21 protein-coding genes are annotated in these 26,401 nt (G+C 68.1%); 8 read left to right on the top strand and 13 right to left on the bottom strand.

The window, feature by feature from the left end; translation table 11 throughout:
- The first annotated feature begins 228 nt into the window (after positions 1 to 228).
- The 5 genes from NAEX_RS31030 to NAEX_RS48530 all read left to right on the top strand — a co-directional run bounded on the left by NAEX_RS31030 (position 229) and on the right by NAEX_RS48530 (position 5,451).
- Positions 229 to 1,224: a DUF2169 family type VI secretion system accessory protein gene (locus NAEX_RS31030; RefSeq protein ID WP_170136133.1), complete on the top strand. Its 996-nt coding sequence runs from the start codon at positions 229 to 231 to the stop codon at positions 1,222 to 1,224.
- Complete coding sequence (locus tag NAEX_RS31025) at positions 1,217 to 2,269, top strand: 3-oxoacyl-ACP synthase (RefSeq protein WP_096331093.1); 1,053 nt, start codon at positions 1,217 to 1,219, stop codon at positions 2,267 to 2,269. The genes NAEX_RS31030 and NAEX_RS31025 overlap by 8 nt, the downstream gene beginning before the upstream one ends.
- A gap of 9 nt (positions 2,270 to 2,278) precedes the next feature.
- Positions 2,279 to 3,697 (top strand): DUF4150 domain-containing protein, encoded by a 1,419-nt coding sequence (locus NAEX_RS31020; RefSeq protein ID WP_096331092.1) that lies wholly within the window; start codon positions 2,279 to 2,281, stop codon positions 3,695 to 3,697.
- A 12-nt stretch (positions 3,698 to 3,709) separates the two neighbouring features.
- A complete protein-coding gene (locus NAEX_RS31015; RefSeq protein WP_096331091.1) occupies positions 3,710 to 4,561 on the top strand; it encodes a hypothetical protein in 852 nt (283 codons plus the stop codon).
- 191 nt (positions 4,562 to 4,752) lie between these two features.
- On the top strand, positions 4,753 to 5,451 hold the full coding sequence (locus tag NAEX_RS48530) for a hypothetical protein (protein ID WP_143140535.1): 699 nt from the start codon (positions 4,753 to 4,755) through the stop codon (positions 5,449 to 5,451).
- Between the two features lie 350 nt (positions 5,452 to 5,801).
- On the opposite strand, the gene NAEX_RS31010 is transcribed toward NAEX_RS48530, so the two are convergent.
- The 6 genes from NAEX_RS31010 to NAEX_RS50950 form a co-directional block, all read right to left on the bottom strand.
- Positions 5,802 to 6,479, bottom strand: a complete 678-nt coding sequence (locus tag NAEX_RS31010; RefSeq protein ID WP_096331090.1) for an IS630 family transposase — start codon at positions 6,477 to 6,479, stop codon at positions 5,802 to 5,804.
- On the bottom strand, positions 6,370 to 6,822 hold the full coding sequence (locus tag NAEX_RS54710; protein ID WP_096331089.1) for a helix-turn-helix domain-containing protein: 453 nt from the start codon (positions 6,820 to 6,822) through the stop codon (positions 6,370 to 6,372). Before NAEX_RS54710 ends, NAEX_RS31010 begins: the two co-directional genes overlap by 110 nt.
- A gap of 116 nt (positions 6,823 to 6,938) precedes the next feature.
- Complete coding sequence (gene tnpC, locus NAEX_RS31000) at positions 6,939 to 8,648, bottom strand: IS66 family transposase (protein ID WP_096331088.1); 1,710 nt, start codon at positions 8,646 to 8,648, stop codon at positions 6,939 to 6,941.
- Entirely contained in the window at positions 8,645 to 9,019 is a 375-nt protein-coding gene (tnpB, locus tag NAEX_RS30995; protein WP_096325695.1) for an IS66 family insertion sequence element accessory protein TnpB, read from the bottom strand. The genes tnpC (NAEX_RS31000) and tnpB (NAEX_RS30995) overlap by 4 nt, the downstream gene beginning before the upstream one ends.
- Complete coding sequence (tnpA, locus tag NAEX_RS30990; RefSeq protein WP_096327575.1) at positions 9,016 to 9,375, bottom strand: IS66 family insertion sequence element accessory protein TnpA; 360 nt, start codon at positions 9,373 to 9,375, stop codon at positions 9,016 to 9,018. The genes tnpB (NAEX_RS30995) and tnpA (NAEX_RS30990) overlap by 4 nt, the downstream gene beginning before the upstream one ends.
- Positions 9,372 to 9,578, bottom strand: coding sequence for a hypothetical protein (locus NAEX_RS50950; RefSeq protein ID WP_096325693.1), 207 nt, complete (start codon positions 9,576 to 9,578; stop codon positions 9,372 to 9,374). Before NAEX_RS50950 ends, tnpA (NAEX_RS30990) begins: the two co-directional genes overlap by 4 nt.
- 288 nt (positions 9,579 to 9,866) lie before the next feature.
- On the opposite strand from NAEX_RS50950, the gene NAEX_RS30980 reads away from it, so the two are divergent.
- The 3 genes from NAEX_RS30980 to NAEX_RS30970 all read left to right on the top strand — a co-directional run bounded on the left by NAEX_RS30980 (position 9,867) and on the right by NAEX_RS30970 (position 12,618).
- A complete protein-coding gene (locus tag NAEX_RS30980; protein ID WP_096331087.1) occupies positions 9,867 to 10,163 on the top strand; it encodes a hypothetical protein in 297 nt (98 codons plus the stop codon).
- 188 nt (positions 10,164 to 10,351) lie between these two features.
- Positions 10,352 to 11,188 carry an AraC family transcriptional regulator gene (locus NAEX_RS30975; RefSeq protein WP_096331086.1) on the top strand — a complete coding sequence of 279 codons (837 nt, stop codon included), beginning with the start codon at positions 10,352 to 10,354 and terminating at the stop codon, positions 11,186 to 11,188.
- A complete protein-coding gene (locus tag NAEX_RS30970; RefSeq protein ID WP_096331085.1) occupies positions 11,179 to 12,618 on the top strand; it encodes a nitrilase-related carbon-nitrogen hydrolase in 1,440 nt (479 codons plus the stop codon). Before NAEX_RS30975 ends, NAEX_RS30970 begins: the two co-directional genes overlap by 10 nt.
- A gap of 425 nt (positions 12,619 to 13,043) precedes the next feature.
- Here NAEX_RS30970 and tnpC (NAEX_RS30965) read toward each other — a convergent pair whose 3' ends face one another.
- From tnpC (NAEX_RS30965) to NAEX_RS30940, 7 genes are all read right to left on the bottom strand, one after another.
- On the bottom strand, positions 13,044 to 14,675 hold the full coding sequence (gene tnpC / locus NAEX_RS30965; RefSeq protein ID WP_096331084.1) for an IS66 family transposase: 1,632 nt from the start codon (positions 14,673 to 14,675) through the stop codon (positions 13,044 to 13,046).
- A gap of 33 nt (positions 14,676 to 14,708) precedes the next feature.
- Positions 14,709 to 15,053: an IS66 family insertion sequence element accessory protein TnpB gene (gene tnpB, locus NAEX_RS50945; protein ID WP_170136131.1), complete on the bottom strand. Its 345-nt coding sequence runs from the start codon at positions 15,051 to 15,053 to the stop codon at positions 14,709 to 14,711.
- The gene (gene tnpA, locus NAEX_RS50940) at positions 15,050 to 15,361 is read right to left on the bottom strand and encodes an IS66 family insertion sequence element accessory protein TnpA (protein ID WP_170136130.1); all 312 of its coding nucleotides are present in this window, start codon (positions 15,359 to 15,361) and stop codon (positions 15,050 to 15,052) included. The genes tnpB (NAEX_RS50945) and tnpA (NAEX_RS50940) overlap by 4 nt, the downstream gene beginning before the upstream one ends.
- Positions 15,358 to 15,558, bottom strand: coding sequence for a hypothetical protein (locus tag NAEX_RS48525; RefSeq protein ID WP_143825655.1), 201 nt, complete (start codon positions 15,556 to 15,558; stop codon positions 15,358 to 15,360). Before NAEX_RS48525 ends, tnpA (NAEX_RS50940) begins: the two co-directional genes overlap by 4 nt.
- 454 nt (positions 15,559 to 16,012) lie before the next feature.
- Positions 16,013 to 17,830 carry a GmrSD restriction endonuclease domain-containing protein gene (locus tag NAEX_RS30955; RefSeq protein ID WP_170136129.1) on the bottom strand — a complete coding sequence of 606 codons (1,818 nt, stop codon included), beginning with the start codon at positions 17,828 to 17,830 and terminating at the stop codon, positions 16,013 to 16,015.
- Between the two features lie 512 nt (positions 17,831 to 18,342).
- The gene (locus NAEX_RS30945; RefSeq protein ID WP_096331080.1) at positions 18,343 to 19,041 is read right to left on the bottom strand and encodes a M23 family metallopeptidase; all 699 of its coding nucleotides are present in this window, start codon (positions 19,039 to 19,041) and stop codon (positions 18,343 to 18,345) included.
- Positions 19,025 to 26,401: a helicase-related protein gene (locus tag NAEX_RS30940; RefSeq protein WP_143141385.1), complete on the bottom strand. Its 7,377-nt coding sequence runs from the start codon at positions 26,399 to 26,401 to the stop codon at positions 19,025 to 19,027. Before NAEX_RS30940 ends, NAEX_RS30945 begins: the two co-directional genes overlap by 17 nt.

Below are 26,401 nucleotides of genomic sequence, written 5' to 3'. Positions count from 1 at the left end.
TCGAGACGCTCGAGCAAGGTCCGCATAGCGAGACGCTACTCGCCTCGCATGGGCGAAGAACAGCCAGTTCCTGCCGAGGGCCGAGGCGCGTAGCGCCGGCGCGCTTGCGCGTGCGGCCAGCCGACCTCACGTCTGTAGCCTTAGCAGCAGGCTTCCTGACCTGCCCATACCTGCTGACCGCGCGGTATGGCGCGTGCTAAAACTGCCCCTGGGTTATCTTCGCGGCGGGTGTTTACCCTCACCAACCGGACGCCCTGCCAGGTCCACACGCAACTGGTGCTCGACCCGAGGGCCGAGGAGCACCTGCTGGTCCTCGCCAAGGCGAGCTTCAGTATCGAGGCCGGACAGCTCGTGAGCGCCGAGGCCGAGCTGGTGCTCGCCGATCGCTACCGCGGGGACCCGACCGCTTCGAGCCTCGTCGCGGCCGGCGAGGTCGTGCTCGCCAAGCCGCTCCCGGATCTGCTCCTGTCGGGCAACGCCTACCCATCCGAACCCGGCGGCACGACCGGCCACGTCAGCTTTCGCGTCGGTGCCTGGTCCAAGGATGCGCTGATCTTCGGCGACCGCACGTGGACGCGCGGCATCACCGGGCTCAGTCCCGGCGCTCCGCAGCCCTTCGAGACGGTGCCGCTGATCTACGAGCGCGCGTTCGGTGGCGCCGGCCTCGACGGCCGGCCGCCGCTGGAGTGCGCCGAGAACCCGGTCGGCGTCGGTCTCGTCGGCTGCCAGGCCGGAGCGCCGCTCCCCAACCTCGAGCACCCGCGGCACCGCCTCGCGGCACCTGGCGATCGCCCGCCGCCGCGATCCTTCGGCCCGATCCCCCCGCACTGGGGGCCGCGGCGAGGTCTCCACGGCACCTTAGACGCGGCCTGGCAGCGCACGCGCCTGCCGCTGCCCCCGCTCGATGGCGATCCGCGCGCGGCCCAGGTCGCGCCGCCCGATCAGGTTTACCCGACGATGTTGCGGGGCGACGAGGAGGTCGAGATCCGCGGGGTCCAGCCAGGCGGCGCATGGTTGACGTTTCGCCTCCCGTCGATGCACGTGCAGGTGATCGTCCACGACGGAAAACACCGGCGCGCCTTGCCGACTGTCCTCGACACCCTGCACGTCGACGCCGAGGCGCGCCGCCTCGACCTCACCTGGCGCGCGAGCACGTCGGTGCATGAGCGATTCGACGAGCTCGCCTGGGTGCTGGTCGACCGCACGGGAGGACCGAGTGCCTGACGATCGCCTGGTCGTGACCGGGGCGGGCATGCGCACGCCGGTCGGGACGAACGCGCCGGGTACGTGTGGCGCGCTGCGAGCCGGCATCTCGCGCCTGGCGGCGTGGCCGCACTTCGGCTTCGCCGGCGAGCCGCTGAACGTCGGGGCCGTCGCCGCCGGGCGGAAGGACGCGCCGTGGGTCGAGAAGGCTGTCCCGATGGTCTCGCCGGCGATCCACGAGGCGCTCTGGCAGGCCGGCCTGTACGCGTACACGTGGCACCGGCGCCGCGTGGGGCTGTTCTTCTCGACGCCGTCGCCGACCCGGCCGGGTGTGTTGCCCGAACGACTCGCCAACTTTCGCGCATATGTCGGCGACCTCTGGGCGGAGCTCGCGGGCAATGACCTCGTCCACTATGTCGAGCAGGCGCACGTCGGCGGCGCGCTCGCGTTGGCCCACGCGTCCCTGGCGGTGGCCAAGGGCGACCTCGACGCCGCGGTGGTCGCCGGCTTCGAGTCGTACCTGGACAGCGTCTACCTCGACGAGCTCCTGGGCGACGGCCGCCTGCTCACCGCCGACCGCTCGAGCGGCATCATCCCGGGCGAGGCCGCGGCAGCGCTGGTGCTGGAGACGGCGGAGACCGCCCGTCGCCGTCAGGCTCCTGCGCTCGCCACAATCGTCGCCCTGGCCCTCGAGCAGGAGCCGACCGGCTGGACACCCATGCGCCCCTCGCAGGCCGACGCGCTCGCACGCGCGCTGCAGGGCGCCCTTGCGGCGGACCCGGGCCCCGCGGCGTATCACCGGATCATCGTCGACCACACCGGCGAGCGCTGGCGGGCGCGCGAGTGGGCCCTCGTGGAGCCCCGAGCGCTCGGCTCGCTGCCGGATGGGTGGGACCTCTGGCATCCCGTCGAGAGCATCGGCGACGTCGCCGCGGCCTTTGTCCCCCTCGCGGTCGGGTGGGCGAGCCAGGCGTTCGCCCGCCGCTACGCCGGCCCGGGAGGTATCCTCGTCGGCGCCATGAACGACACCGGCGAGCGGGCCATCGTCGCGCTCATGCCCCCCTGAGAAGCACGCATGCCCGCAACGGTCATCATCAACAACCTCACCGTCGTCCACAAGCAGAGCGGCGGGACGAGCGTCGCGGCGCCCGACGTGTGCAAGACGCCGACGCCGAGCGGGCCGGTGCCGCTCCCGTACGCCAACACCGCGCTCTCACGCAACACGGCGAAGGGCGGCAAGCGGACCCGCGTCGACGGTCAGCCGCCCGCGCTCAAGTCGAGCACGTTCTCGAGCAGCGCCGGCAACGAACCGGGCACCCTCGGCGGAATCATCTCGGGCAAGACGAAGGGCCAGGCGAAGCCCCGGAGCTACTCGCTCGACGTCAAGGTCGAGAACCAGCCGGTGGTCCGCTTCACCGACGTGATGGTGCAGAACGCCGGCGCTGCTCCGAACGCGACCGGCATCATCAGCCAGCCGAGCGGCGCGGCGACCGGCCTGGGCCCCGACAAGGTCGAGGTCGTCGAGATGCGCTGGTCCAGGACGGAGCTGTGCTGTGGAGACCCCGTCACGCTGCACGTGACGACCCAGAACGCCAAGGACGGCCAGCCCGTCCAGGTCTGGGCGCGGCGCACCGATCCGAGCCGATGCACGACGATGGAGGGGATCGCCGTCGAGGTCCACGGCAACAAGGCCGAGGTGCCGTGGATCTCCCGCTGGCGCTTCAAGTTCCGGGAGAAAATCCCGGCGGTCGCGGCCCAGGAGATGCTCAAGGGCGCGCAGAAGAGCAGCAACGCCCTGGAATTCCAGAACCCTCCTGCGCAGGCGAAGCAGACGATCCACGCACCCACGCATTGGGCGTGGAAATTCGTTTGGAGTAAGAGACTGAACAAGTGGGTCAAGAACGGCGAGCACTACGCGTGGGAGGTCGCCTTCGACATCGAGATCGCGGACGGCTGGATGATCGTGCGCCGTGAGCTGGACTTCAACCTCCGCTCCGGACAGGCCCCGGTCAATCCGCTGACGTGGCGCGAGTGGGCGCAGGAGATCGAGGCGGTGTGGGACCGCAAGTTCTACTTCCACCGCCTCGACTGCAAGCGGGAGCACCGCTGCGACTGCATCCTCATGGGCTGCTGCAAGTATCCGCTGCGGATCTTCGCCAAGCAGGGAGCAGCCCACGGCAAGATCGATCTGTTCGAGGGCGCGCCGCTTGCGAAGAATTGGGGCAAGCCGGATCTCTGGTGGTACTCGCACACGTGGTGGTCGGAGATCGGCGGCGCCAGCGGCTACGTGCGCGCGCACGAGTTCGGCCACCTCATCGGCTGCTACGACGAATACGCGGGCGGCGCCTGCCAGGCCGGCGGTCAGTGGGTCGGGGCACCCAACAGCATCATGAACAACGGCAGGAGCGTGTTCCCGCGGCACGTGGAAGCCTTCCGCAAGATGTTCTCGGCGGCGAGCCCCGTCGTCGGCGCGGTCCGGACCGTGCGGATCTAGGCAGGCAACCCCATGACCGAGCTCCTGTGGCCCTTCAACCTTCACCACTCGATCCCCAGCAACTCGCGCGGGGAGCTGGGCTCGTCGCTCGACGCGGACGGCAGCTTCCACTTCTGGACGCCTGGCGTGCTCCGCGGCCGCCCCGAGATCGGCTACTACGTCCACAAGTTCCCGCCCCAGCGCGCGCTCGACTTCCGCGCCCTGGTCGAGCAGGCCAAGGTCTGGGACCTTCCGAGGCTCAAGGCGCTGGCCCCGGAGCAGCCGCACGTGTTCATGATGGCGGGCGATTGGGAGGGCGGTCCCAAGCGCTCCGTGATGTGGGCGATCGACGCGTTGCCCGCCGAGGTCCTGCCGATCATGGAGGCGTTCCACAAGATGGTCGACGAGGCGTTCGCCAGCCCGCGCGAGGTGCTCGCCGGCACGGCTCGCTGGACGGCGCCCAGCTTCTCGGCCCGGGAACCGCTTCGGCTCGAGTTCACCCTGAGCAACAAGGGGACCCAGCAAATCTCGCTGCAGGACCCGATGGCGCCCGAGGAGGGCGAGTCGCTGCTGAGCCTGCTCATCTCGCAGGTGCCGAGTCGGGAGGTCCCGGCGCCGACGCCGAAGCACGTCACCATCACGCCCCACATGCTCTCCCGGCCCGACCAGGCCCAGCCCCACGCCAGGAGGGCGCCGGGCTCGCGCCTCGAGCTCGCGCCGGGCGAGTCGGTGCGGTTCGTGGCCACGCCCTCGGCCTACCTGTCGCCGGCCGAGCACCGGGCCGTCCTACTCCTCGACACAGGAGAGAGCCCGCAGCCCCCAACTGACCACGTGCATGGCATCCTGGCCGTAGATACGCCGCTGCTCCGTATCGCCCATCGGTGAGAAGGCGCTGCAGCGCGAACCCCGTGGAACGAACAGGACCATGCTGCTCAGCAGCGCGCCGCTCGGAGGTGGGCAACGACCTCGACATCACCTCGAGGTCTGCCTCCTCGCCGCCAGGCTGACCAGTTCGACCGTCCCGAAGCTTCGTCCGCGCCCTTGACAGGCGCTGGCCCGCACGGCATCTCTCTTCAATGAGCCTGATGACCGCTCCATCACTCGAAAAACCTGCGCTCGATAAATCGATGATCGAAAAATGGCTCCTCGACTCGCGCTGCAATATCATTCATTATTTTGATTTGCCAAAGGACTGGTGGCCGATAACCCAGGGCGACAACCAGTCGAAGGCAACAGCATGGGCCAACGACTTCTTCCTGCGAGCACTGGATGCACTATATCCGAAGGAAAGCGATCTAGTGATCGCGTGCAACAAGGGGAGGGTCACGCGGAGCGAGGCGGCTGTTTTCTATGCAGGCTACAGCAATCACAGCCAGTCGCAAATCATGCTGGACTTTGTTGCAGTTCGCTGGGATGATGCGATGCCCATCAAACTGACTGCGGAAAGCGAAATGAATGCCGCAGACAGCGTCGGCGAGCCCACAACCGCAAAGGGCTACATCTGGGACTTCTTTAAATTACTTGTAGTCCCGTGCAAATATCGACTGTATATGGCCCGCGCTTCGGGGGTCGAAAAAATGAAACAGGTCGCCACGTGTATGCGTAAACTATATCAACGTCATCGGGGAAATCTCTTTTCTGAGACCGACCAGTTCGGCGGCGTGGTTATCCCCGGAGCAGAAAAGCAACGTAATGAGACCTTGATTCTGTGGACGGAAGGTGGCGTGCTTCAATGCGAGAAAATCTCTGACTTCCCGCTCATTTGCGAAGACTAGGCACTCTGCCCAAGAACCGCTCAGGATCGAGTCCACCCTGAGCAACAAGGGGACAAAGTCGCTGCTGAGCCTGCTCGTCTCGCAGGTGCCGTCGCTAGACGTCCCCGTCGCCGACGCCTAAGCCCGGCCCGACCGACTCCACGCCAGGAGGTCGCCGGGTTCGCGCCTTGACCTCGCGCCGGGTGTAAGCGTGCGACAACCGCGTCGTGGCGAGTTCGATCGCAAGCTGCCCCGCGCCCTCGGCGAGGACGCGGAGCAGCGAAACTGTTCGGGCCAAACTTGCGCTCAGAGTCCAGTACTGCAGCGGTAGACCCACATCGAAGCGCCGTTGACCTCGCTGAAGAGGTCCGCTAGTGCTCCGACCGCGACGTAGTGATCTGGCTGATTCTGAACACCGCTCGGGCTTGCTCCTTGGTGAACCGCCAAGTGATCTTCCGCCCCCGGCGGTGGGCGTCCTTGTTCCACAGAGACGTTCGACGGCGCAGTTCGGAGAGAGAGCCGATCCGAAGCCGTCCAAGGCATTCACGTGACCATAAGCTCGCCTCGTTCTCGGCAGGGTTGAGCCAACTCCCGTGCTTGGGAGTATAGTGCACGGTAAACCGGCTCCAAAGCTCGCGCCCCGCGTCATCGCCGAAAGCGGTGCATAACGAGTTCTGGCGGTGGGTGTTAAGATTGTCCATGACGAGGTGAATTGTCCGCGCCGAACGATATCGTTGAGCTATCTTGCGGAGAGCCCGAGCGAACTGCTTCGCCGTGCGGTTCGGCGTCGCATAGGTCAGGTGGCGCCCTGCCTTGGGTTCGACGATGCAGAAGACATTTGCGGTTCCGCGCCGCACGTATTCATAGTCTTGACGGGCCATGCGGCCAGGTGAGGCTGGCCGGCCAGGTCGAGCGGGGTCTCGAAGCACGACCGGTCGTTCATCCAGAGCGACGACCGGCTCCGACGCGTCGGCTGGTCGCGCCAGGGTGTCGAGGACGTCGTCCATCCGCGCGACGTACTCCTCGTCGATCTGAGGAACGCACCACATTTTTTTCCCGCCACGGTTTGAGCGCGTGGTTTTTCAGCAACACCCGGATCGTCTCCCGGCCGACTTGGTCGACGAGCTTGCGTTTCATGCACTCCTCGACGATGAGCATGATTGTCCACCGAGCGCGTCCTTCAGGAGGTGGCCCGCAGACCATGGCGACGATCGCGGCTTCTTGCCGAGCATCGAGCTTCCGCGGTGGGACCGGTCGCTTCGCGTCCTTGAGCGCGACCTCGACGCCCGCAGCGAGATACCGCTCTCCAACCCGCCGAACCGAGGGGACCGCCGATCCAACCGCTGCCGCCGTCGCCGCCAGCGTCTTCCCCTCGTCCAGCAACTGCAGCATGCGAATTCGCTTCCAGGTCCGCACCGTGAGCCGCTCCCGGGCTTTTCGGCGCAGGAGCTCTCGATCCTCGGTAATCGTCCGACAGACTGCGTCTGGCTCGGTCGGGGGCGCCTGGGCTACATCGCGGTCGGATGCTCGCCGAGGGCGATACGGCGGAAGAGGTTGGCGGCGAGGAGCTGCTGAGCCTCTGGCTGCTTGAGCGTTTCCTGCCAGGAGGCGGGGGCGAGCTCGAGGACGCGGGGGCGCGGCCAGGAGGGCAGCAGGCACAGGAGGTCGCGGAGGTAGCCGAGGGGCTCGATGCCGTGCATCTGGCAGCTAGCCAGCAGGGACACGAAGAGCGTGTTGGCGCGGGCGCCGTCGTCGCTGCCGACGAAGAGCCAGTTTTTGCGACCGACCGCCTCGCGCCGCAGCGCGCGCTCGGAGATGTTGTTGTGGAGGGGCAGACGGCCGTCGTCCAGGAAGCGCCGCAGCGCGGCCTTGTTGGTGGCGTAGGTCAGGGCTGCGGCGAGCGGCGAGCCGTCGAGGGCGACCTCGGCTTGCTGGGCGCACCACGCGAAGAATTCGTCGACGATCGGCGCGGACAGCTTGCGGCGGACCGACTCGCGCCGCTTGCGGCTCTCGTCGGCCAGCTTCTCCTCGACCTTGAAGAGCTTGCGGATCAGCCCGAGCGCGTGCCTGGCGAGCTCCGGCTCAGTGCCCAGCGCCTTGAAGAAGTAGCGCCTGCAGTGAGCCCAGCACGCGACCTCGACGACGGCGCCGTCGCGGAAGAGATGGTCGTAGACGGTCGCGGCGTCGGAGACGAGATAGCCCTTGTAACCGGCGAGCAGGCGATCGACGGCCTCGCTGTCGTGCCTCGGCGAGAATCGATACAGCACATGCCGGCCCGGCGCGACGAGCACCCAGAAGTGGGCGCGCTGACACTGCTCGGGCGCCTGCACGAGCACCCCGGTCGCGTCGACGCAGACGTACGGCGACAGGAAGGCGTCGGCCATCATCGCGTCGACCAGCGGCTCGACCAGGTCGGCGAGCTGCTGGTGCCAGCTGCAGATCGTCTGGCGCGACAGCGGCAGGCCCTCGCGGGCGTGGATCGCCTCCTGACGGTTCGCGGGATTGTGATCGCCCCAGCGCAGCACGATCGTGTGGGCCAGGAGCCCGGGTCCGGCCAGCCCGCGCTCGATCGGCTTGTCCGGCGGCGGCGCGATCACCACGGGAGGGGTTTCGGGTGTCTCATCGGCCAGCTGGGTCTCGATCGACTCGCTCGCCGGAGCATTCTTGCGGACAAACTTCGGCCGCACGATTCGCGCGACCACCATCGCGCCCGGCCGGCGCTCGACGGTCTCGCTGACGACCTCGCCGATCCGCTCGAAGTTCTCGAGGCCCTCCAGCAGCACCTCCGGCGGCAGGACCTCGACCTCGACGCGCGGCAGCGCCTCCGGCAGCTTGCGCCGCCCGCGACGGCGCCGCCGCGGCTCACACGCATCCGTGGGGCGGGTCGTGCTCGCCTCGTCGTCCTCGTCTCCGTCGAGCTCCTCGGCCAGCGCGTCGTCGAGGTTATCCTCGTCCGCGCTCGCCTCGGCTTCGTCCGGGCCGAGCAGCATGCCCAGGAGGCGCATCGACAGCTGCGCCTCCTCGTCGCCCTGGAAGCGCTCGGCCTTCTTCCCGACGACGATCCCCTTCTCGAGCAGCCGACAGCGCTCGAGCAATTGCATGTAGAGCGCCCGGTACTGCTCGCGGTCCGAGGACGCCTTCGACAGCGCCTCGCGCAGCGCGAGCAGTTCGCCCTCCTTGCTCTCGAGTTCGCTGCGCAGGAGCTCGATCTCGCTCACGCGTCCTTACTACTCGTTCGCGCGCCCACGTCAAGAGCGTTTTCACGCCCGCGTCCTGGATGCCGCGGGACGCCCCGCAGCAGCGCACCGAGGCTCTTTTCGTCGATCTCGATCGAGCGCTGCGACGGGCTCGCGGCCTTCGGCGCCGTCGTCGTCGCGCGGTGCAGTCGCTTGTACAGCACCGCGAAGCCGTTGTGGTCCCACCACAGCAGCTTGAGCCTATCGGCGCGCCGGCCCAGGAACACGAAGACCGCGCCGCTCCGCGGATCGTCGCCCATCTCCGCCCGCACCGCCAGCGCCAGCCGATCGAATCCTCTCCGCATGTCCTGCGGCTCGGTGCACACGAAGACGCGGACGTTCTTCGGGATCATCCGCGCCGTCCTCCCACCGCGCCGAGCACCCGCGCGAGCATCTCGCCGTCGACCTCGCCGCGGACCCGCACCACCGCACCGCCGAGCTCGACCTCGATTACTCCGGTCTCCGCCACCAACGCCGCTGCCACCTGTTTCGTCACCTCCACGAAGTCGCGCTCGCCCGCCGCTGCGCGGGGCCTCGCCGGCGTCGCTCCCGTCCGAGCTCGCTGCCGCAGCTTCCACCGCCAGCCCGCCAGCGTGTGCGGGTTGACGCCGATCTGCTTCGCATACTCCCGGCAGCTCCGCCCGCTCGCCTCGAGGGCCTCGACCCGCTTCTCCCAGATCGCCGGATCCGCCACCTTGCTCGCCGTCACAGCTGCCTCCACTCCCGGAGCCGACGCGCCCGCTCCTGCGGTGTCATCGGCCGGAAGTCGATCCGGTAGCCGCCGCTCACGCCTCGAACCTCCCACTTCATGTCGTCCGGTACCAGCAACGCGAAGCTACCCCGCTTCACCGGCTGCGGCGCCAGCACGACCGCGCCGCGCTCTTCCTTCAAGTCGTTACGCTTCCTCGACATCGATCCTCCTCGAGGGGCCTTGTAGCTGCTCGAGGATCTCGATTCACGACGCAGTCTTCCGGACGGATACGATTTCGTCGCGTTCGTGGTCGAGACCGTCGTCGAGGCGCTGACTCACCGGGCGGTGATCGAGCAGCCCGAGCTCATCGGCACCGCGCAGCTCGAGGCCGAAGCGACGAACCTGGGACAGTCCGGACGAGACCTTTCGGGCAGGGTCGATCCGCGCCTGGACCCCGCCTGGACGACGCGCGCTCGGGTGCTGCGACGGGTCACGATCGGCGCCGGGCCATGGCCGTCGGCCTCGGCCTGTCGCTGGCGATCGGAATGTCGCCGGCCACCAGGTGCGACGACCACCAATGCGGCCCCGAGGGCAACTTCGCCGCATACATCATCTGGGTCACGTTCGGGACGCTCACCGGCGCGGGGCTCCTCGTGTTCGCCGCGGTCGGCGGCGCCCGGGCGACCCACCGCCCGCAGACTCGTCCATCCCGGGCCTCTCACGTCGGCGCCGAGACGGCCGTTTTCAACGGCGCGAATGCACCGTTGTTGGTTCGTCACACCGAGTTATCCCGGCATGGCGCTTAGCCGGGGCGCCGCCGCCTTGCCAGGGCTCAGCGAGGGTGGCGATCCGTGTACGCATATGAATTCCTTAAAATCGGGACAGCACATGATAAAATGTCCCCGTCATCCCGGCGTCAGCAATTTCGATCAAATGCCCGGAGGCACGCGTGCTACAGTGGCGCCGCCCAACTCAACCTGATGGATACCCCCGCGTGAGCATCGTCGCCAAAGCCCTGTGGTACATCGAAACCCGCTATGTGGATCCCGCGCTGTCGCTGGACGACGTCGCCGCGGCCTGCGACGCGTCGCGCTTTCACCTGACGCGGGCGTTCGGCGTGGCGACAGGGCGCTCGCTGATGCGCTATCTGCGCGCTCGCCGGCTGACGCAGGCGGCGCAGGCGCTCGCCGGCGGCGCCCCGGACATCCTCGCGGTCGCGCTCGAAGCCGGCTACGGCTCCCACGAAGCGTTTACGCGCGCATTCCGCGGGCAGTTCGGCGTCACACCCGAAACGGTGCGGGCGCGCGGCCATTGCGGCGGCCTGGAACTGGTGCCGGCGCTGCGCCTCGACCGCGGTGGCGAGCTGCCGCTGGCCGCGCCACGGCTGATCGGGCGGCCCGCATTCACCGTCGCCGGCCTCTCCGAACGCTACACGCACGAGACGGCGGCCGGCATCCCGGCGCAATGGCAACGGCTTGCCGGACACGTGCCCGACGCATCCGTCACGTACGGCGTGTGCGAGGATGCGGACGGCGGTGCGTTCGATTACACCTGCGGCGTCGAGGCCACCGGCGCCGTGCCGGCCCCCCTGACGGCGATCCGGATACCGGCACAGCGCTACGCGGTCTTTTTCCATCCGGGCCACATCTCGGCGATCCGCATGACCTGGCGCGCGATCTTCGACCGCTGGCTGCCCGCCTCGGGCCTGCGTGCGACGGGCGGCCCCGAATTCGAGCGCTATGACGAGCGCTTCGACGCTGCGACGGGACACGGCGGCGTGGAGATCTGGATACCCGTGTCGCTCGACGACGAGGATCGCGTATGCGCCTGAGCCGCGATCGTGCGATCGACGTCGCGCTTGCGCTGTCCGGCGGGCTGGCGCTGCGCTCGGCGTTCGGCCTCGACCCCGTCTGGTGGCTGGCCTGGCTGGCGCCCGCGCCGGTGCTGGTCGCGGCGCTGCGCAACTCCACCAAGGCGGCATGCGTGCTCGCGCTGCTGGCGGCGCTGATCGCCGCCAGCGGCCATCACGCCTATTTCGCGCTGTTGATGCCCGCGCCGGCGGCGGCCGTCGTGACCGTGCTGCAGGCACTGACCTGGGTGTTCGTGATCATGGCCGCACGGCACGCGATGATTCGCGTGACGTCGCCATGGTCCGTGCTGGCCTATCCGTTGCTGTGGTGCGCGCTGGACACGCTGTTGGCGCACCTGCATCCGGACACGAACTGGGACAGCCTGGCCTACTCGCAGGCGGACGTGCCGGCCGCCGTGCAGATCGTGGCGCTGACGGGCATGGCGGGCCTCGTGTTCGTGCTGTCGCTCGTCCCCGCGGCGATCGCGCTGGCGGCCGTGCGCGGCTGGCGGGCGGCACGGCCCGCGGCAATGGCCGCGCTGGCGCTGGCCGCGGCGACCTTTGCGTTCGGCCACGCGCGCATCCCGGCTACGATGCCCGTTGCGGCCGATCCCGTGGGCCTCGCCGTCATCGACGATTTCATCGGGCCGCGTACGCCACCTGCGCGGGTCGAACGGATCTGGAGCCGGTACGAGGAGCTCGTCGGCACGTTGGCGGCACAAGGCGCGCGCATCGTCGTGCTGCCGGAAAAGATCGCGACCGTCACCCCGGACACGGCCGCGCAACTGACGCTCCGGCTGTCCGCGCTGGCCGCCCGCACCCAGGTATGGCTGGTGGCCGGCATCGGCACCGACGAGGACGACCGCAAGCACAACGTCGCGTGGCTGTTCAGCCCCGACGGCCGCCTCGACGCCAGCTACCGCAAGCACCACCTGGCGCCGCCCGAACGCGAGTTCCTGCCGGGATCGGCTTACGACGTGCGCGCGATCGGCCGCACCGCCTTTGGCCTCGCCATCTGCAAGGACATGCACTTCGCGGCGATGGGGCGGGCCTACGGCATGCGCCAGACCCAGGCGATGCTGGTACCGGCATGGGATTTCGGTGTCGACGGCCGCTACGCGGCCCGGCTGTCCGCGCTGCGCGGCGTCGAGAGCGGCTTCGCGATGGTGCGGGCGTCACGGGAAGGGCTGCTGACCGTCACCGATGCGTACGGCCGTGTCGTCGCGGAGACCCGTTCGGCGCCGCTGCCCGGCGCCACGCTGCTGGCCCGCGTGCCGGCCGCGCCCGTCGACACGTTCTATGCGCGCACCGGCGACTGGTTCGGCTGGCTGTGCACGGCCGCGGTACTGCTGGGATGGATCCCGCTGCTGCGCCGGCGCCGGCTACCGGGTCACGCCGCGGAACCGGCGTGAACCTGGGCCCGGCGGGCACGCCGAGACGGACTTCGTCGAGCAACTCGACGTGCTCGTAAGCCAGCTACCGCGACTCGAGCGTGAAACACTCACGCTGGCCCACGGTCACGCCCCGGCCCGCCTTCTCGTGTGTCGCACGACGCTGCGCGGCCGTCGTAGTAGTCGAGGTCCACGTTGACCCTGCCACGCAGCACGGTCAGCGGTCAGCGTGTAGTTCGTCTCTCCCTGATTCACCCAGAGCTCCCCGTAGGGACGCAGATTCACCTCGGTATGGGGATCACCCTGCGGGCGTTCCACACCTCAGGACGCTAGGGACGCTCGATCCGGAGGGCGAGCTCGGCGGGCTCATCGAGCCTGCGGCCGAACTCCGCATAGTAACGTAAGTGTACGACGAACCGCATCGTGACGGCGCGGCCGGGCCTGGACTACACCGGCGGGGAATGGTCGGCGAGCGTGACGGCGCGGAAGACGTTGGCGGCGAGACGCTGCTGAGCGTCCTCGTGCTGGCGGGTCTGCTTCCAGAAGGCGGGAGCCAGCTCGAGGACGCGGCTCCTGGGCCAGGACGGCAGAACGCAGAAGAGGTCGCGCAGGTAGGCCCAGGGCTCGATGCCGTGGAGCTGGCAGCTGGCGAGGAGGGACACGAAGAGCGTGTTGGTGCGAGCGCCCTCGTCGCTGCCGAGGAACAGCCAGTTCTTCCTGCCGAGGACCTCGCGGCGGAGGTTCCGCTCGCTCACGTTGTTGTCGAGCGGGAGACGGCCGTCGTCGAGGAAGCGCATGAGCGCGGCCCGCTGGTTCTGCGCGTAGCGGATCGCCCTGGCGATGGGTGTCTCGTCGAGGACGTCCGCCGCCTGCTCGTCGCACCACGCGAAGAAGGCGTCGACGATCGGCCGCGACTTCTCGCGGCGGGCCTCCTCGCGCTTCTTCCGCGGCGCGGTCTTGATCGAGCGCTCGACGCGGAAGAGCCCCTTGATCCACGCCAGGCCGCGGTCGGCCCGCTCGGGGTCCGAGCTCAGCGCCTTGAAGAAATACCTCCGCGCGTGGGCCCAACACGCGACTTCGACGACGTCGCCCGTGCTGTACAAATGATCATAGACGGAGTGGGCGTCGGCGACGAGGTAGCCCTTGTAGCCGGCGAGCAGGCGGTCGACCGCGGCGCTGTCGTGCTTGTGCGAGAAGCGGTAGAGGACGTGGCGCTCGGGCGCGACGAGGACCCAGAAGTGGGCGCGCTGACACTGCTCCTCGGTGCGCACGAGGACGCCGGTCGCGTCGGTGCACAGGTACGGCGATTCAAGGGCGTCGCGCAGCATCGCGTCCACGAGCGGCTCGACGAGGTCGGCGAGCTGCTCGTGCCAGCCGCAGATCGTCGAGCGCGACAGCTCGAGGCCGTCGCGGGCGTAGATGCTCTCCTGGCGGTGCAGCGGCGTGTGGTCCTGCCAGCGGCGGACGATCGTGTCGGCGAGCATCCCGGGCCCGGCGAGCCCGCGCTCGATCGGCCGCTCGGGCGGCTCGGCGATCTTCACCGGCGACGCGTCCGCAATGTCCTCAGCGATCCGCACGAACTTCGGTCGCACGAGACGGACCACGACCAGCGACTCGGGTCGACGCTCGATGACCTCGCTGACCTCCTCGCCGATCCGCTTGAACGCAGCGAGGCCCTCCTGCTGCACCTCGGGCGGCAGCACCTCGATGTCGACGCGCGGCAGGTGCTCCGGCAGCTTCCGCCGACCCGTGGGCCTCCGCGGCGCACGCTCGCGGTTCGGCACTTCCGGATCGGTCTCTTCGGACAGGTCGGGCGCCGGCGCCGGATCTTCGGGGCTGAGCAGCATGCCCAGGACCTGCAGCGCGAGCTGTGAGTCGTCCACGGTGTGGCGCTCGGCCTGCTTGCCGGCGACGATCCCACGCTCGAGCGTCGCACACCGCTCGAGCGTCTGCAGGTACAGCTTGCGGTACTGCTCGCGCTCCGCCGCCAGCTGCTCGCGCTCTGCGCTGAGGCTGTCGACCACCGCCTCGAGCTTGCTCGCTCGCGCTTCGAGCTGGCGGTAGGCGGCCTCGTTCATGGCCGTTCTCTGATACTCCCCGCAGCGCAGGAGTCAAGAGCGATCTCGCGCCTGCCGTGATCGCGGTGCCGAGGCGACGCCGCGCAGCAGCTCATGGAGGCCGCGCCCGTCGACGAGCACCGACCTGTTCGAAGGGTCATTCGCGGACGGCAGCCGGAACAGCGCCTGGTGTAGCCGCTTGCACAGGATGCAGTAGCCGTTCTTGTCCCACCACAGCACCTTGAGGCGGTTCGAGCGCCGGTTCGTGAACACGAACAGCGCGCCGCTCCGCGGGTCCTCGCCGATCACCTGCTTCGCTGCCGCGGCGAGTCCATCGAAGCTGCGCCGCATGTCGAGCGGCTGCGTGCAGACGAAGATCCGCACCGAGGTCGGGATCATCGGCGCGCCTCCAGCACGTCGAGCACGCGCGCGAGCGTCTCGGCCTCCACGCGGCCGCGGACCCGGACGTGCACGCCGCCGACGTCGAGCTCGATCACCCCGACATCGGCAGCCGGCGCCGCGAGCTGCTCCGTCACTTCGACGAAGCTCGCCGGCGTTGGCCCCGTCGCGCCCGCGCCCGCCAGCTTCGACTTCCACCACGTCAGCGTCCGCTGGTTGATGCCGGCCTTCGCCGCGTAAGCCCTGCACGACAGGCCGCTCGACTTCCACGCGTCCACGTGGGCCCGCCAGCGCTCCTGCGTCGTCATAGGCCCCACTTCCTGCGCCAGAGCTCCACCCGCTCGCGGATCGTCCTCGGCCTGAAGTCGAGCCACACCGTATCGCCGATCTCGGTGACATCAAGCCAGAACGAATCCGAGACCAGCAGCGTGAACCTGCCGCGCCTCGGCATCTCCGGCCCCACAAGCAGCGCCCCGCGATCGTCCAAGTTCTCGTCGTCGTCCATCCTCGAACCTCCGAGACGCTTGGTAGCTCCTCGGGGCCGAGTCGTCACGACGCGGTTCGTCGCACGCTTACGATCCTCGTCCTTGAGCTTGAGTCCGGGGAACCGGGGCCGCGGCTTCTTCTGCCTCATGGCACCCGTAGATCACGTTCCAGGTCAGAGCGCAAATTCGCGCATCGTTTTCGGATCGCTACCTTACGGTCGCAGCACTAGCACTTGATCCGAGCCATCGGACTGGAAGTCCGCAACGGACCCGGGGCCGAGGAGGCCTGACAAGAGCCTGGGAATTGCCAGCAGGTTCTCATGTTCCGCGGTTCCAGGCCGACTTCCATCCTCGCGGGTCGGCGCGAGCCGGTGGGTACCTCTCAAGAAAGTCGGCCCGGAAACACCGTTCTCATGTTCCGCAGTTCCGGCCGATTTTTTCATCCCCGCGGGTCGGCGCCAGCCGGTGGGTAACTCAGAAGAGCTTTGCAAGATGAACGATATCCCTGCCCGTGACCTCAACAGTGGACGTGCCGCTTCGGCGGTAGGTACTCCCGTTAAGAAAACAGGGTTCTGTACCGGCCTCAACGCGAACAACGATGACGGTGCGATTGTAGTACACCAATTGAGATATACTTGAGCTGACTCGGATACGAATTTCATCGGAGAGGTTGCTCTTCGAAATTTTGTCGGAGATCATCTGAAAGTACTTGTCGAGATTCGAATGCCCCTTTGCCTCTCGATCGACTCCGACAACGTAGAACTCCCCAACTTTCTTTGGCTCCAGATGATGCAATATCTTGATCCGCTGAGCGTCGGCGGCCTTATCCGCAATTCCGATCACGACGTATCCAGTCTTGCCCTTACCGAGGTTAGCAAGCGCACAGATCGTTTGCAGGACCTTCGTGAACGCGTCTTCGTCCCAACCGCCTGCTTGATCTAACCGACAGAAGCCTTGCTTAAAGTCATAGCTAGACGCTTCCGTTTTAGATCTGGTGAGCAGATTCTCGAGCTCGACCCGACCCGTAGTGAGGGATGGGTCAGAAGAGGTTCGCTTGAAATGCTTCTCGATAACACCGCGAACTGCGTTGACGTTGCTCTCCCTGTTCTTCGCGCTCCAGTTGCCACCGGTCGACGGATCGATATGTTTCTCGATCTGAGAGAGCGTTGCCAGAAGACCCTTGCGGTCGGTCAATTTCTGGTGTTTTTGATGCAAAAGCTGATGAACGGCGAGGAACACCACTTGATAATAGCGAGGAACGCCGTAGTTGCGCGAAGACCCCTTATCGAGAAAAGCCTTGAAACCCTGTTCCGAACAAAGATCTACGAACAATTCGTGAGTGCCGAGGACCGCTTTCATGAGGGTGTCTACCCCTGTGCGGCTTACCAATCCATCAATCTCTCTCTTCCGCTCGGCAGCCCGCTCAACGGCCCGCTCGCTCGAATCTTTCGGCCTCCCATAGTATTCATCGAGGGCCTGCCTGCTGCTAGAAGGCTTGTTGTCTTCGGGGCTTACGATGTAAGCAACAAGATCTGCGATCAGATCCTCATCTCGACTGTCGCGGATATCCTCCTTCAGGAGAATCCCATTGCGCACCCAAAAGATATTGTCAACCTTGATGCCGTACTCGTCGAGCTCTTTGCTTGTGATGCTAATCGCCTTCATGCGATTTAGTGGCAATATCTCTTCATGAGAAACATCTCCACGAATCTCGGTCGCCAAAGAGCGGACAAGGTCTGCAAAAACACCAGTGACCCCAGCCTGGCGGATCTCTTGATTTGAGAGAAGACGCCCATTTGAGTTGATTCGCCGGAAAATCTCATCGATATCAGACGCAATCTCGATGCGATATGTAGAGATGGGAATTTTGTAGTTGGCTAAGTAGGTGCATAGTTTTCGATCCAGCATGGGCTCCTTTTGAAAGAGCAGGTTGTCGTCGCGTAGCTGTTTCGTTGATGCCATGGCTTCCAAATCAAAATACAGCCCCCCTACATCGAAGCGGTTCTCAATGAATGAAAAGATCGCATTGAGGCGCTGTAGGCCATCAATGATCTCGTACTTGGGTGTTCCTGAAATATGTGTTTCCGCCAGCAGGATCAAGGGGAGAGGGTATCTCCGCGTAAGGGTGTCAATCAGATGAGCCTTCTCCGCTTTGCTCCAAACCAATTTTCGCTGATAGCGTCGGTTTACGACAAGACGCTCTTCAAGGTACCAGGAGAACAGTTCCTGGATATTCTCGCCTCGAATGTTCAAGTCAATGTTGGCACGGGTGGTCGGTTCGTTCATGGCCATAAATAGAATCATCGCATGGCTTTTGCAGTCATGGGAACGCCATCATATGAAGACCCAGGAGTCGAGGCGCACATGAGGAGTCGGAGAACGTAGCGGTGGGATGCCCGGCCCGGAAGCGCAACGACACCCACAGGCCCAGCACGGACCCGAACATCCCGCCGCCGACGGCGACACCGGCGAGCACGCCCCCCCAACCGGGGCGCCCTGGAGTTGGCCCGCGCGGGGGCTCGGGGTTGCAGTTCGTCTCGCTGTGAAGCGAGCCTCGGAGGGCGAGGGTGTCTTGGTTAGCGTGGAGACAGTAGGCGCCAGACCCCGACATGACGGCGACCTTGCCCGTGCCGACGAGATGGATCCGCCCGCCGGGCCGGGCGACATCGAGGTCGCCCGAGAGGATCACGCACGCCTGGGAGGTGCCGTCCTCGAGGACTTCGCACAAAGTCTCGCCCTCGGCGATCCGCACGACGCTCAGGCGGTACTTGCCGCGACGGAGGGTCCCGATCTCCCACGATCCATTACTCGCCCTCCCAGCTCGCGCGCGCCGCTGCGACCGCGGCCACACCGAGACCGGTGACCACGGCGCCGCCGATCAGGAGCTCGGGCCACCGGCTACTGGTCGGGGTTGTGCTTGTCCCGGCCTCCTTGCCGACCTGTCCCGAAGAACCTCCCGCGCGCTCGGCTTCCGTGACCTCGGCGGCGAGGCGGAGGTAGTCGGTCGGGTTCAGCACCTCGGGCGGTGGCGGTTTGCCCTGGTACCACGGCGCGTTGTCCTTCGTGCCCTTCGCATAGGTCTCGAGGTGGAGCATCGACGTCCCCGCGGGGTAGGTGCCGATCCGGCCGAGCGGCTGGCCGCGCTTCACGCGGGAGCCGGGGCCGAGGCCGAATTCCTTGTACGACCCGGGGATCAGGGCGCCGTAGAGCACGACGAGGCCGCTGTCGTTCTGAACGAGCAGGGCCTTGGCGTCGGCGCCCATCCAGCCCTGCTCGCAGGTATTGCCCTTGCAGACGAGCTCGCCGTCCTCCATGGCGACCACGACGTCGCCGCGCTTGGCGGGGATGTCGATGCCCACGTGCCACCGGCTCGAGCCCGACGTGCGCGGGGCCCCGAAGCTGGCGGAGCTCTTGAACGACGTCTGGGTCTTGCCGTCCTTGAGCGGCCAGAGCGGGCGGTCGGCGCCCTTGGCCATCGGGACAGAATCAATCGGCGCAGCCATGGTCTTCCTCCTCGTCCAAGAGCATCGACATGATCAGTGCGAGCGGGCCGGACTTCAGCTCGTGGGCGAAGAACTCCTGCGCCCGCTGGCGTCCGACCTTCTCGTCGCGGAAGGGCCACCCCAGCAGGGCGATCGGCCCGCTTCGGTGTTCGCCGTCGTAGGTCACGGCGACCGTGGGCGGGCCGTGGGAGAGCGCATCGAGCAGATAGCGAGCGTCGAGCGCCAGGGCGAAGGGACGGCCGTAGGCGGCGACGATGGGTAGCGTGCTCGTGTGGCGCGGACCCGTCTCGGGGCGATGCGCCGCGACCTCGAGCCGGTCCGGACAGGCACGCAGCAGCATGCGTGGCGACGGCTCGTCGCCGAATAACTGCACGACGGCGCGCGCCGCGTCGGTGAGCTTGTCGCGCGAGACCACCACCGCGTCGGGCAGGTCCGCGGGGATCACGGAGGCATAGGGCGCGGCCGGCCTGGGGTCGTGGGACACGGCGCCGCGCAGCGCGTCGGACTCCACGGTCAACACCTTGCCTGCACTGACGGACAGGCGAGCCAGCGGCGGCCCGGCGTTCGCCGGGTGTAGCTGCGACGGAAACGCCAGGGCGATCCGGAACAGGCGGTCCACGTCGCTTGCGTGGAGGTGGAAGCCGCGGAGCGGCTCGCCGCCGGGGAGGTCGACCACGGCGCGGACGAGGCGATGCTCGTCCATCGCTATAGCCTGGAGGCGGCCGTCCGCGTGGGAGAGCCGAACCGCATTGTGGAGGACGCTGGCGTCGGTGCCGCCGCTGGCGACGTCGCGGACGCGATCGAGGAGGATCCGGAGATGGTCGAGATCGATGACCCCCGCGGGGACCATGCCCTTGAGTGTCGGGTCGATCGGGACGTAGTTCACGGTCGGCAGGTTGGTCTCGACGGCACGGGCCCGCAGCTTGACCACGTCGTGGCCCTGCGCTTTGACGAGCTCGATCGGCCCGGCCGGGAAGCGGCGGAGCGCGTCGAACAGGGCCCGGCCACTCACCGTCGCCTCGCCCGCACGGATGCAACGAGTCGTGAGCAGGCGGATCTCGAAGAACGATTGACGCTCGCCGCGGCCCGGCGAGCCCACGCGCAGGATGACGGTCCCGTGACACGCGATCTCGATCTTGCCGAGGTCGGGGTGGTCGGGTTCCAGCACGGCCTTGACGGTCATGAGGGCTCGGTGGAGCTCATCGCGCTCGACGGAGAAATGAAGCGATCCGGCGCCCGCAGGTACGGGCGCCAACGCCGGGCTCAGGGGCGGCTGGTGCTGCGCCGTGGCAGTCGCTCTTTGTTGTGCGGTGGCCTCGACGAGCACGGCGCGCATGTCCCCGTCGCTCTCGGCGGCAGCGGCGAGCTGGCCGAGGTACGCCTCCTCGAGCTCGCGGGCGAGACCCAGGGCGTGGATCGCCGCCTCGAGCTCGAGGTGCTCCGCCTGGCGGCGCTGTGCGGGGAGCTGGCGGTGAAACCGGGCCCACGCCAGGGCTTGCTCGGCCGCCGGTCCGTGGTGCTCGAGCTGATCCCACTCGCCACGCTCCGCGTGTTCGTGCGCGGCCGGGTCGGCCGCTCGCAGGGCGGCGAGGACTTCGTCTCGCGTGCTGTCCAGAGTGATGCTCGTCGCGGCCTTTGGGGCGCCAGCGATGGGCGAGCCCTCGGTCAAGCCGGGGTCCGAGCGGTCGGGCGCGGATTGACGCCTGCGTGTCAAAACCTCGCGGGGCTCGTCTGGCCGATGGTCGGCGGGGTCTTGACGGGAGTCTGTCAAACCCTCGCGGGGCTCGTCCGAGCCGTGGCGGGCGGGGGCTTGACGAGGTTCTGTCAAACCGTGTCCGGCCGGCGAGGATGCGGCCGGGGCGTCGTCGGCAGGGGTTTGGTGCCCGCCGGTCAGCGGCGCCGGCGCGAGCACCTGCGCCGCAGCCTCGCGCTCCGCGGCGGCGGCCGCCGCCGCTTGACGCGCCTCCGTCAAGTACCCGCGTGGGAAGGGCCGGAACCACCACGCCTGCGCGACCTCGTCGAGCTCGGAGAACAGGAGCTTCGTCGGCGGCGCGAGCCCGAGGTACTGCCGGAAGCCGGCCGGCGTCGGCGGGAGCAGCTCGCCCTCGCCGAGTCGTTCCCGGCCCTCGAGGTGGAGCACGCCGCCGATCACGATCGGATAGACCTCGTCGTTGTGGTAGGCCCGCAGCAGGCCCTGCAGGACGAGCTGGTGGACCTTGGGCCACCACGTCTCGACCCACGCGTCACTGGCTCCGCGCCACCCGACGCGGGCCCACGTCCCGAGGCCGGACGCGCCGAGGCGGGCCAGGTGCGTCGTGATCGCCTGCTCGGTGCGCTGCGCCTCGCCCTCGGGCCAGGCCGTCGCGCCGCGCTGAAGGGCGTCAGGGGTCAGGTTCAGCTCGACCACTTCCTCGAGCGTCTTGACCGACCATGTCTCGGCGCCCGCGCCGCGGAGGCCAATGAGGTTCGAGGTGAGGAGGCGGCCAAACTCGAACGAATCCACGCGGTCGGGGTAGATCGGGTTCACCTTGCCGACGCGCAGGCCCTCGTACACAGGCGCCTCGCCGTCAGGCGGGATCATGTACTCGACGTCGCGGATGCGGCCGGTCCATGGCGCCCACGGCCAGGACTCGGCGGACACGCGCTGAAGATCGGCGAGGAGCGCCTCGCCCTCGCCGCGCAGACGCGCCGCCACGAGCGGGTCGTCCTCGGCACGGGCGTCGCGGAAGCGGGCGCCCGTCCGTGCGAGGATCTTCGCCGCGTTCCTCGCCTCGAGCTCGCGGCGCTCCTGTTCCTTCTTGGCCTTGACCTCCTCGAGCAGGCGCTGGGTCTTCTCCTTGTCGCGCGAGATCATGAGGAGCGTCTCCTCGGCCGACAGCTCTTGCTGCGCGCCGGGGTTGTTCGTCTCCCGCTTGCTCGACGTGATCAGGTCGGCGAGCCAGGTCGCCTTGCCATCGATCTGGTTGTAGCGAAAGCCGTCCATCGACCGCTTGGCGAAGTAGTAGTAGATGGCGATCGCTCCGAGCACGTTGCCCTGGCGGTAGGCACGGCCGTTGCGTTGCTCGAGATCCGCCGGCGTCCAGGGCAGGTCGACGTGGTGGATCGCGCAGGTGCGGGTCTGGAGGTCGATGCCCTCGTAGGCGACGCTGTTGGCGATCACGACGTCGAAGATCGGCCGCGTCTCCGTCCGCGGATCGCCGTTGAACCCGCGCGCGACCGACAGCCGGTCCTGCGGGCTCTTGGTCGCCTTCGCGTTCAGCATGGCGATCCGCTCGCGCTGGATCCCGTGCTCCACGAGCACCTCGACGAGCCACAGGTGCGCGGCGACGTTCTCGCAGAAGATGATGTGCCCGCAGGTCGGGCTCAGCATGACCCGATCGGCGACGGCGTGGAACTTCGGGCTGCCGTAGGTCGGGCGCGGCAGGACGCGCCGAATCGTCGCCATCGAACGGCCCTTCTTGTCGTCGGGCTTCTTGTGCTTGACGTCGATAACGGTCCAGCCCCGCTCGCGCCAGTTGGGAGCGCTGGAGAGCGGGACCTTGCGGATCTGTTCACCGCCCTCGAGCGCGGTCTGCCATGAGTAGCCCTCGTCCATGTCCGCGTGGACGGCGATCAGCGCCAGGCGGGCGAGCTTGCCGAGGATGTCGGACATCTCCTTGTCCTCGATCGACGCCTCGATCTCGGCGACGAGCGCGTCGTACTTGCGCTCCTGCGCCGCGTCCATGTCGACCTCGGGCTTGTGGATCGTGGGCTCGGGCAGGTCGATGCCGACCTCCTTCGCGGTCCGGAATTCGCCGTAGCGGAAGATGATGCCGCGCAGCTCGTCGAGGTTGCGGAAGCCGACCACGGCGGACTCGGTCGTCGCCGACATCGAGGCGTCGATCACCTGGCGCGCCTCGATCTTCAGGTAACGGTCGATGAATTGCTCGGGGTCGTGGATCCCGACACGCGCGAAGGCGGCGTCGTCGATGAACTGGATCACGTTGTAGAACTCGAGCGGGCTGTTCTTCGCCGGCGTGGCGGACAGGAGCACGATCCCCGAGCCGCCAGTGCGCTGGCGGATGAGCGCGGCGCGGAAGTCCAGTTGCCACGCCCGATCGGACCCGTCGCCGGGGTTGCCCATGAACTTCGGCACGCCGAATTCGCGGGGCTCCGGCATGTACAGGTTTTTGAAGCTCGCGGCCTCGTCGACGACGAGCAGATCGATCCCGATGTCGTCCCACGCGATGCCGGGGTCGTAGTCCATGCCCTCGCGCAGCGCGACCTTCTCCGAGACCCAGCCTGCCGTGCTGTGCTTGAGGATCGCCTCCTGCCGCTCGGACAGCTCGCGCGCCTCGGCGGCGGCCTCCGGGTCCTCGCTCTCGGCGTCCTCGTCCTCCGTGTCGTCTTCCTTGCTCGCCTTGCGCTTGGCGGCGTTGCGGCGCTTCAGGGTCAGCATGCGCTGGACGGCGGCCTTGCGGTCGACGTAGGCGATCAGCGCGTCGAGGTTGACCCGGGTCCGCGGCAGCGCGTCGTAAGTGAGGAGCACGACGTCGAGCTGGCCCGCCTGCAGGAGCGTCCACGTCGCCGCGCGCTCGGCCGACGTGTCCGGCTCCGAGGTGGTGATCATGCGCTTGTAGTCCGCCTCGGCGATCTCGCCAGCGACGAGTCGAGCCGCGGCGCGCTCGACCCGCTTCCCGCGCGTCAAGATCTTGCGGCGCGAGCCGACGACGCCGATCCGGTAGTCCGGGAGCACGCGCCGGATGTCGTCGTACCACTTCCACACGAGCGAGGTCGGCACGAGGATCACGGGCCGCTTGACCCATCCCTCCTGCCGCGCACGGGCGACGATGAGGAGCGCCGTGTACGTCTTGCCGACGCCGACATCGAAGGCGATGAGACCGCCGCGATTCTCGAGCACGCGCCGCGCCCCTGCGACCTGCCACGGGTGCGGGCGTGCCCCCTCCGGGGCCCAGCGCGCGACTTCGAGGGGCTCGGTCGAGTAGGTCGGCTGCACGAACCCGCGGAACATGCGGTTGTAGGCGTCGGCGATCGCCTCGCGGCGGGCTCGGTCCTTGGCGACCCACTCGCGGAAGCTGGCGTCCCAGCCGCGCGCCATCCGCAGGCGCACCTGATCGACCGAGTCGTCCTGGTCCGTCTTCTCGGAGCGCGGCGAGAAGAGCGTGCGGTCGTGGTTGATCCAGCCGAGGATCCACAGGGTCTCTTCGGAGAGCGCAGGCGCCTTCTCCATGTCCTCGTACGCTCCGAGGCCCTTCGGTCTGAGCGTGCCGTCGATGTCCTCGAGCTCGACCTCGCCGAGACGGCCATTGGCCGTCTCGGTGATCCACGCCTCGCGAAGCGGGAGCGGGACCCATGCGCCGCGCGGGGAGAGGTCTTCGATGTCCTCGAAGACAGCCGGGCCGATCGTCTCGATCAGGCGGCGCGCCTGCTCGGCGGCCCGCGGGTCGGTCTCCTCGCGGGCCCTCGCCCGGTCGTACTTGGGCCACAGGTCGCCGGAGTAGTAGACCCCCTCGGGGACGAGCTCGTCCCACGCGGCGCCGTCGAGGCACCACCGGGCTTGCAGGAGCGTCCGGCGGATCTCGTCCAGCGGCAGGCCGCCGCCGACGCTGAGGTGGAATGCGGTCAGGTCGGCGAGCGTGATCCGGCGCCGCGAGCGGTAGAGCCACTCGGCCTGCGCCACGACATCGTCGCTGCGACCCTCATAGCGGCGCTCGAATACCGGCCGGGTCCGCAAGGTCGGGATGAGCTCGCCGGTGACGCGATCGAACGCGGACAGCAGGCGCTCGGCACCGACGACGCGCTCCTCCGCTTGCTTGCGGATCACGTCGCTACGCCACGGGTTGCCGCCGACAGACGCGAGCAGGGGGGAAGCCTGGAGCTCGACGAGCGCGTCATGCAGCTCGCCCCAGAGCGCTGCGGCGATCTCGGCGTTGCCGGCGGCGTAGGTCGAGAGGAAGGTGTCGACGCGCAGGCCGAGCATGACGGCGGAGGCGACGGCGGGATCGAGATCGCCGAGGTCGACGTCGAGGCGGCGGACAGGGCCCGACGACTTGCCCGAGGGGCGCGGCGGCTCCGGCGGGCGGAGGATGCACGCGTCGCACATGGGCCGCGCGACGATCGGCGGGAGGCCGACGAAGTTGCCCTCGACCGTGTAGCGGTAGCGGCCGCTGCCGCCGCGCACCTGGTCGTCCTCGCCGCGGTTCTTGCCGGACTCGATGCCGAGGATGTGCGCGGGGTACTCCTCGAAGTAGCGGCCCTCGAGGATGCCCTGGTCGGCGACGTCGATCTCCGCGAGCTGGCCACCGCGGCTGCGCAGGAACACGCAGTCCACGACGAGGTTGGCGCCGGGAAAGAGCGTCCGCTTGCCCTCGATGCTCGGTAGCCGGTACGCGGTGACGAGGTGGTTGCGGAGCAGGAGCTTGCGCCGCAGCTCGCGGTTGCGCGCGCCCGAGAGGAAGCCCGCCGGGATGAGGTACACGCCGAGGCCGCCCGGGACGAGCAGGTCCATGCTGCGGCGCATGAAGTAGGCGTAGCTCTGGTGTTCGCGGTAGCCGGGCGTCGGATCCTCGGAGGCTGCCGCGCCGCGCTCGCCGTAGGGCGAGTTGGCGATTACGAGGTTGATGCCGCCCTGGTACTTCGGGCCGTGCTCGTGGACCCAGCCCTCGAAGGTCCCGCGGTGGAGCGTGATGTCCGGCCGCAGCGCCCCGAGCATGCGCGCCGAGATCTTCGAGAACTCCACGGCGACCCACTCGATCTCGACGCCGCACTGCAGCGCGCTCAGTGAGCGGACGAGTCGCCCAATTCCCGCGGAGGGCTCGAGCGCGCGGACCTTGCCGCCGACGCCGAGGGTCGGAAGCAGCGGGCAAACGGCCTGGGCCATGGCGTCGGCGACGCGCTTGGGCGTGTAGTACTCGTGGATCAGCCCGAAGTCCTCGGGCTCCATTCCGGGGGGGAAGCGGTCGCGGTTCTTGTCGATCGACAGGCCGCCCCAGCCCGAGTAGGCGGCGAGCCTGCCGCGTTCCTCGGGCGTCATGTCCTCGGGCCGCTTGTCGTGGACAAGCTGCATCGCCTCGAGGTTGGCACGGGTGCGCTGCGCCGGCGTCCACGCCTCCACCGGGTCGATCGTCTCCACGGGCGTCGGCGGGGCGCGCGGAGCTGGTGGTGCTGCGGGCGGCTCCGCGGCGGCGGGCTCGTCGTCGTCGTCGTCGAGCTCGCCGGCGAGCCACGCCTCAAAGATGCCGAGGATCTCTTCCTGGCGGTCCTCGATGAACGCCTGGAAGTCGTCGAGGTCGATCTCGTCCTGGACCTCGGCGTACCAGAGCGGGAGGAAGGACTCGAGGAAGGCGCTGGCGGTCTGCAT

Origin of the sequence: Nannocystis exedens (assembly GCF_002343915.1) — a bacterium.
GTDB classification, from domain to species: domain Bacteria; phylum Myxococcota_A; class Polyangia; order Nannocystales; family Nannocystaceae; genus Nannocystis; species Nannocystis exedens.
This window is presented reverse-complemented; position numbering and strand designations above follow the sequence as displayed.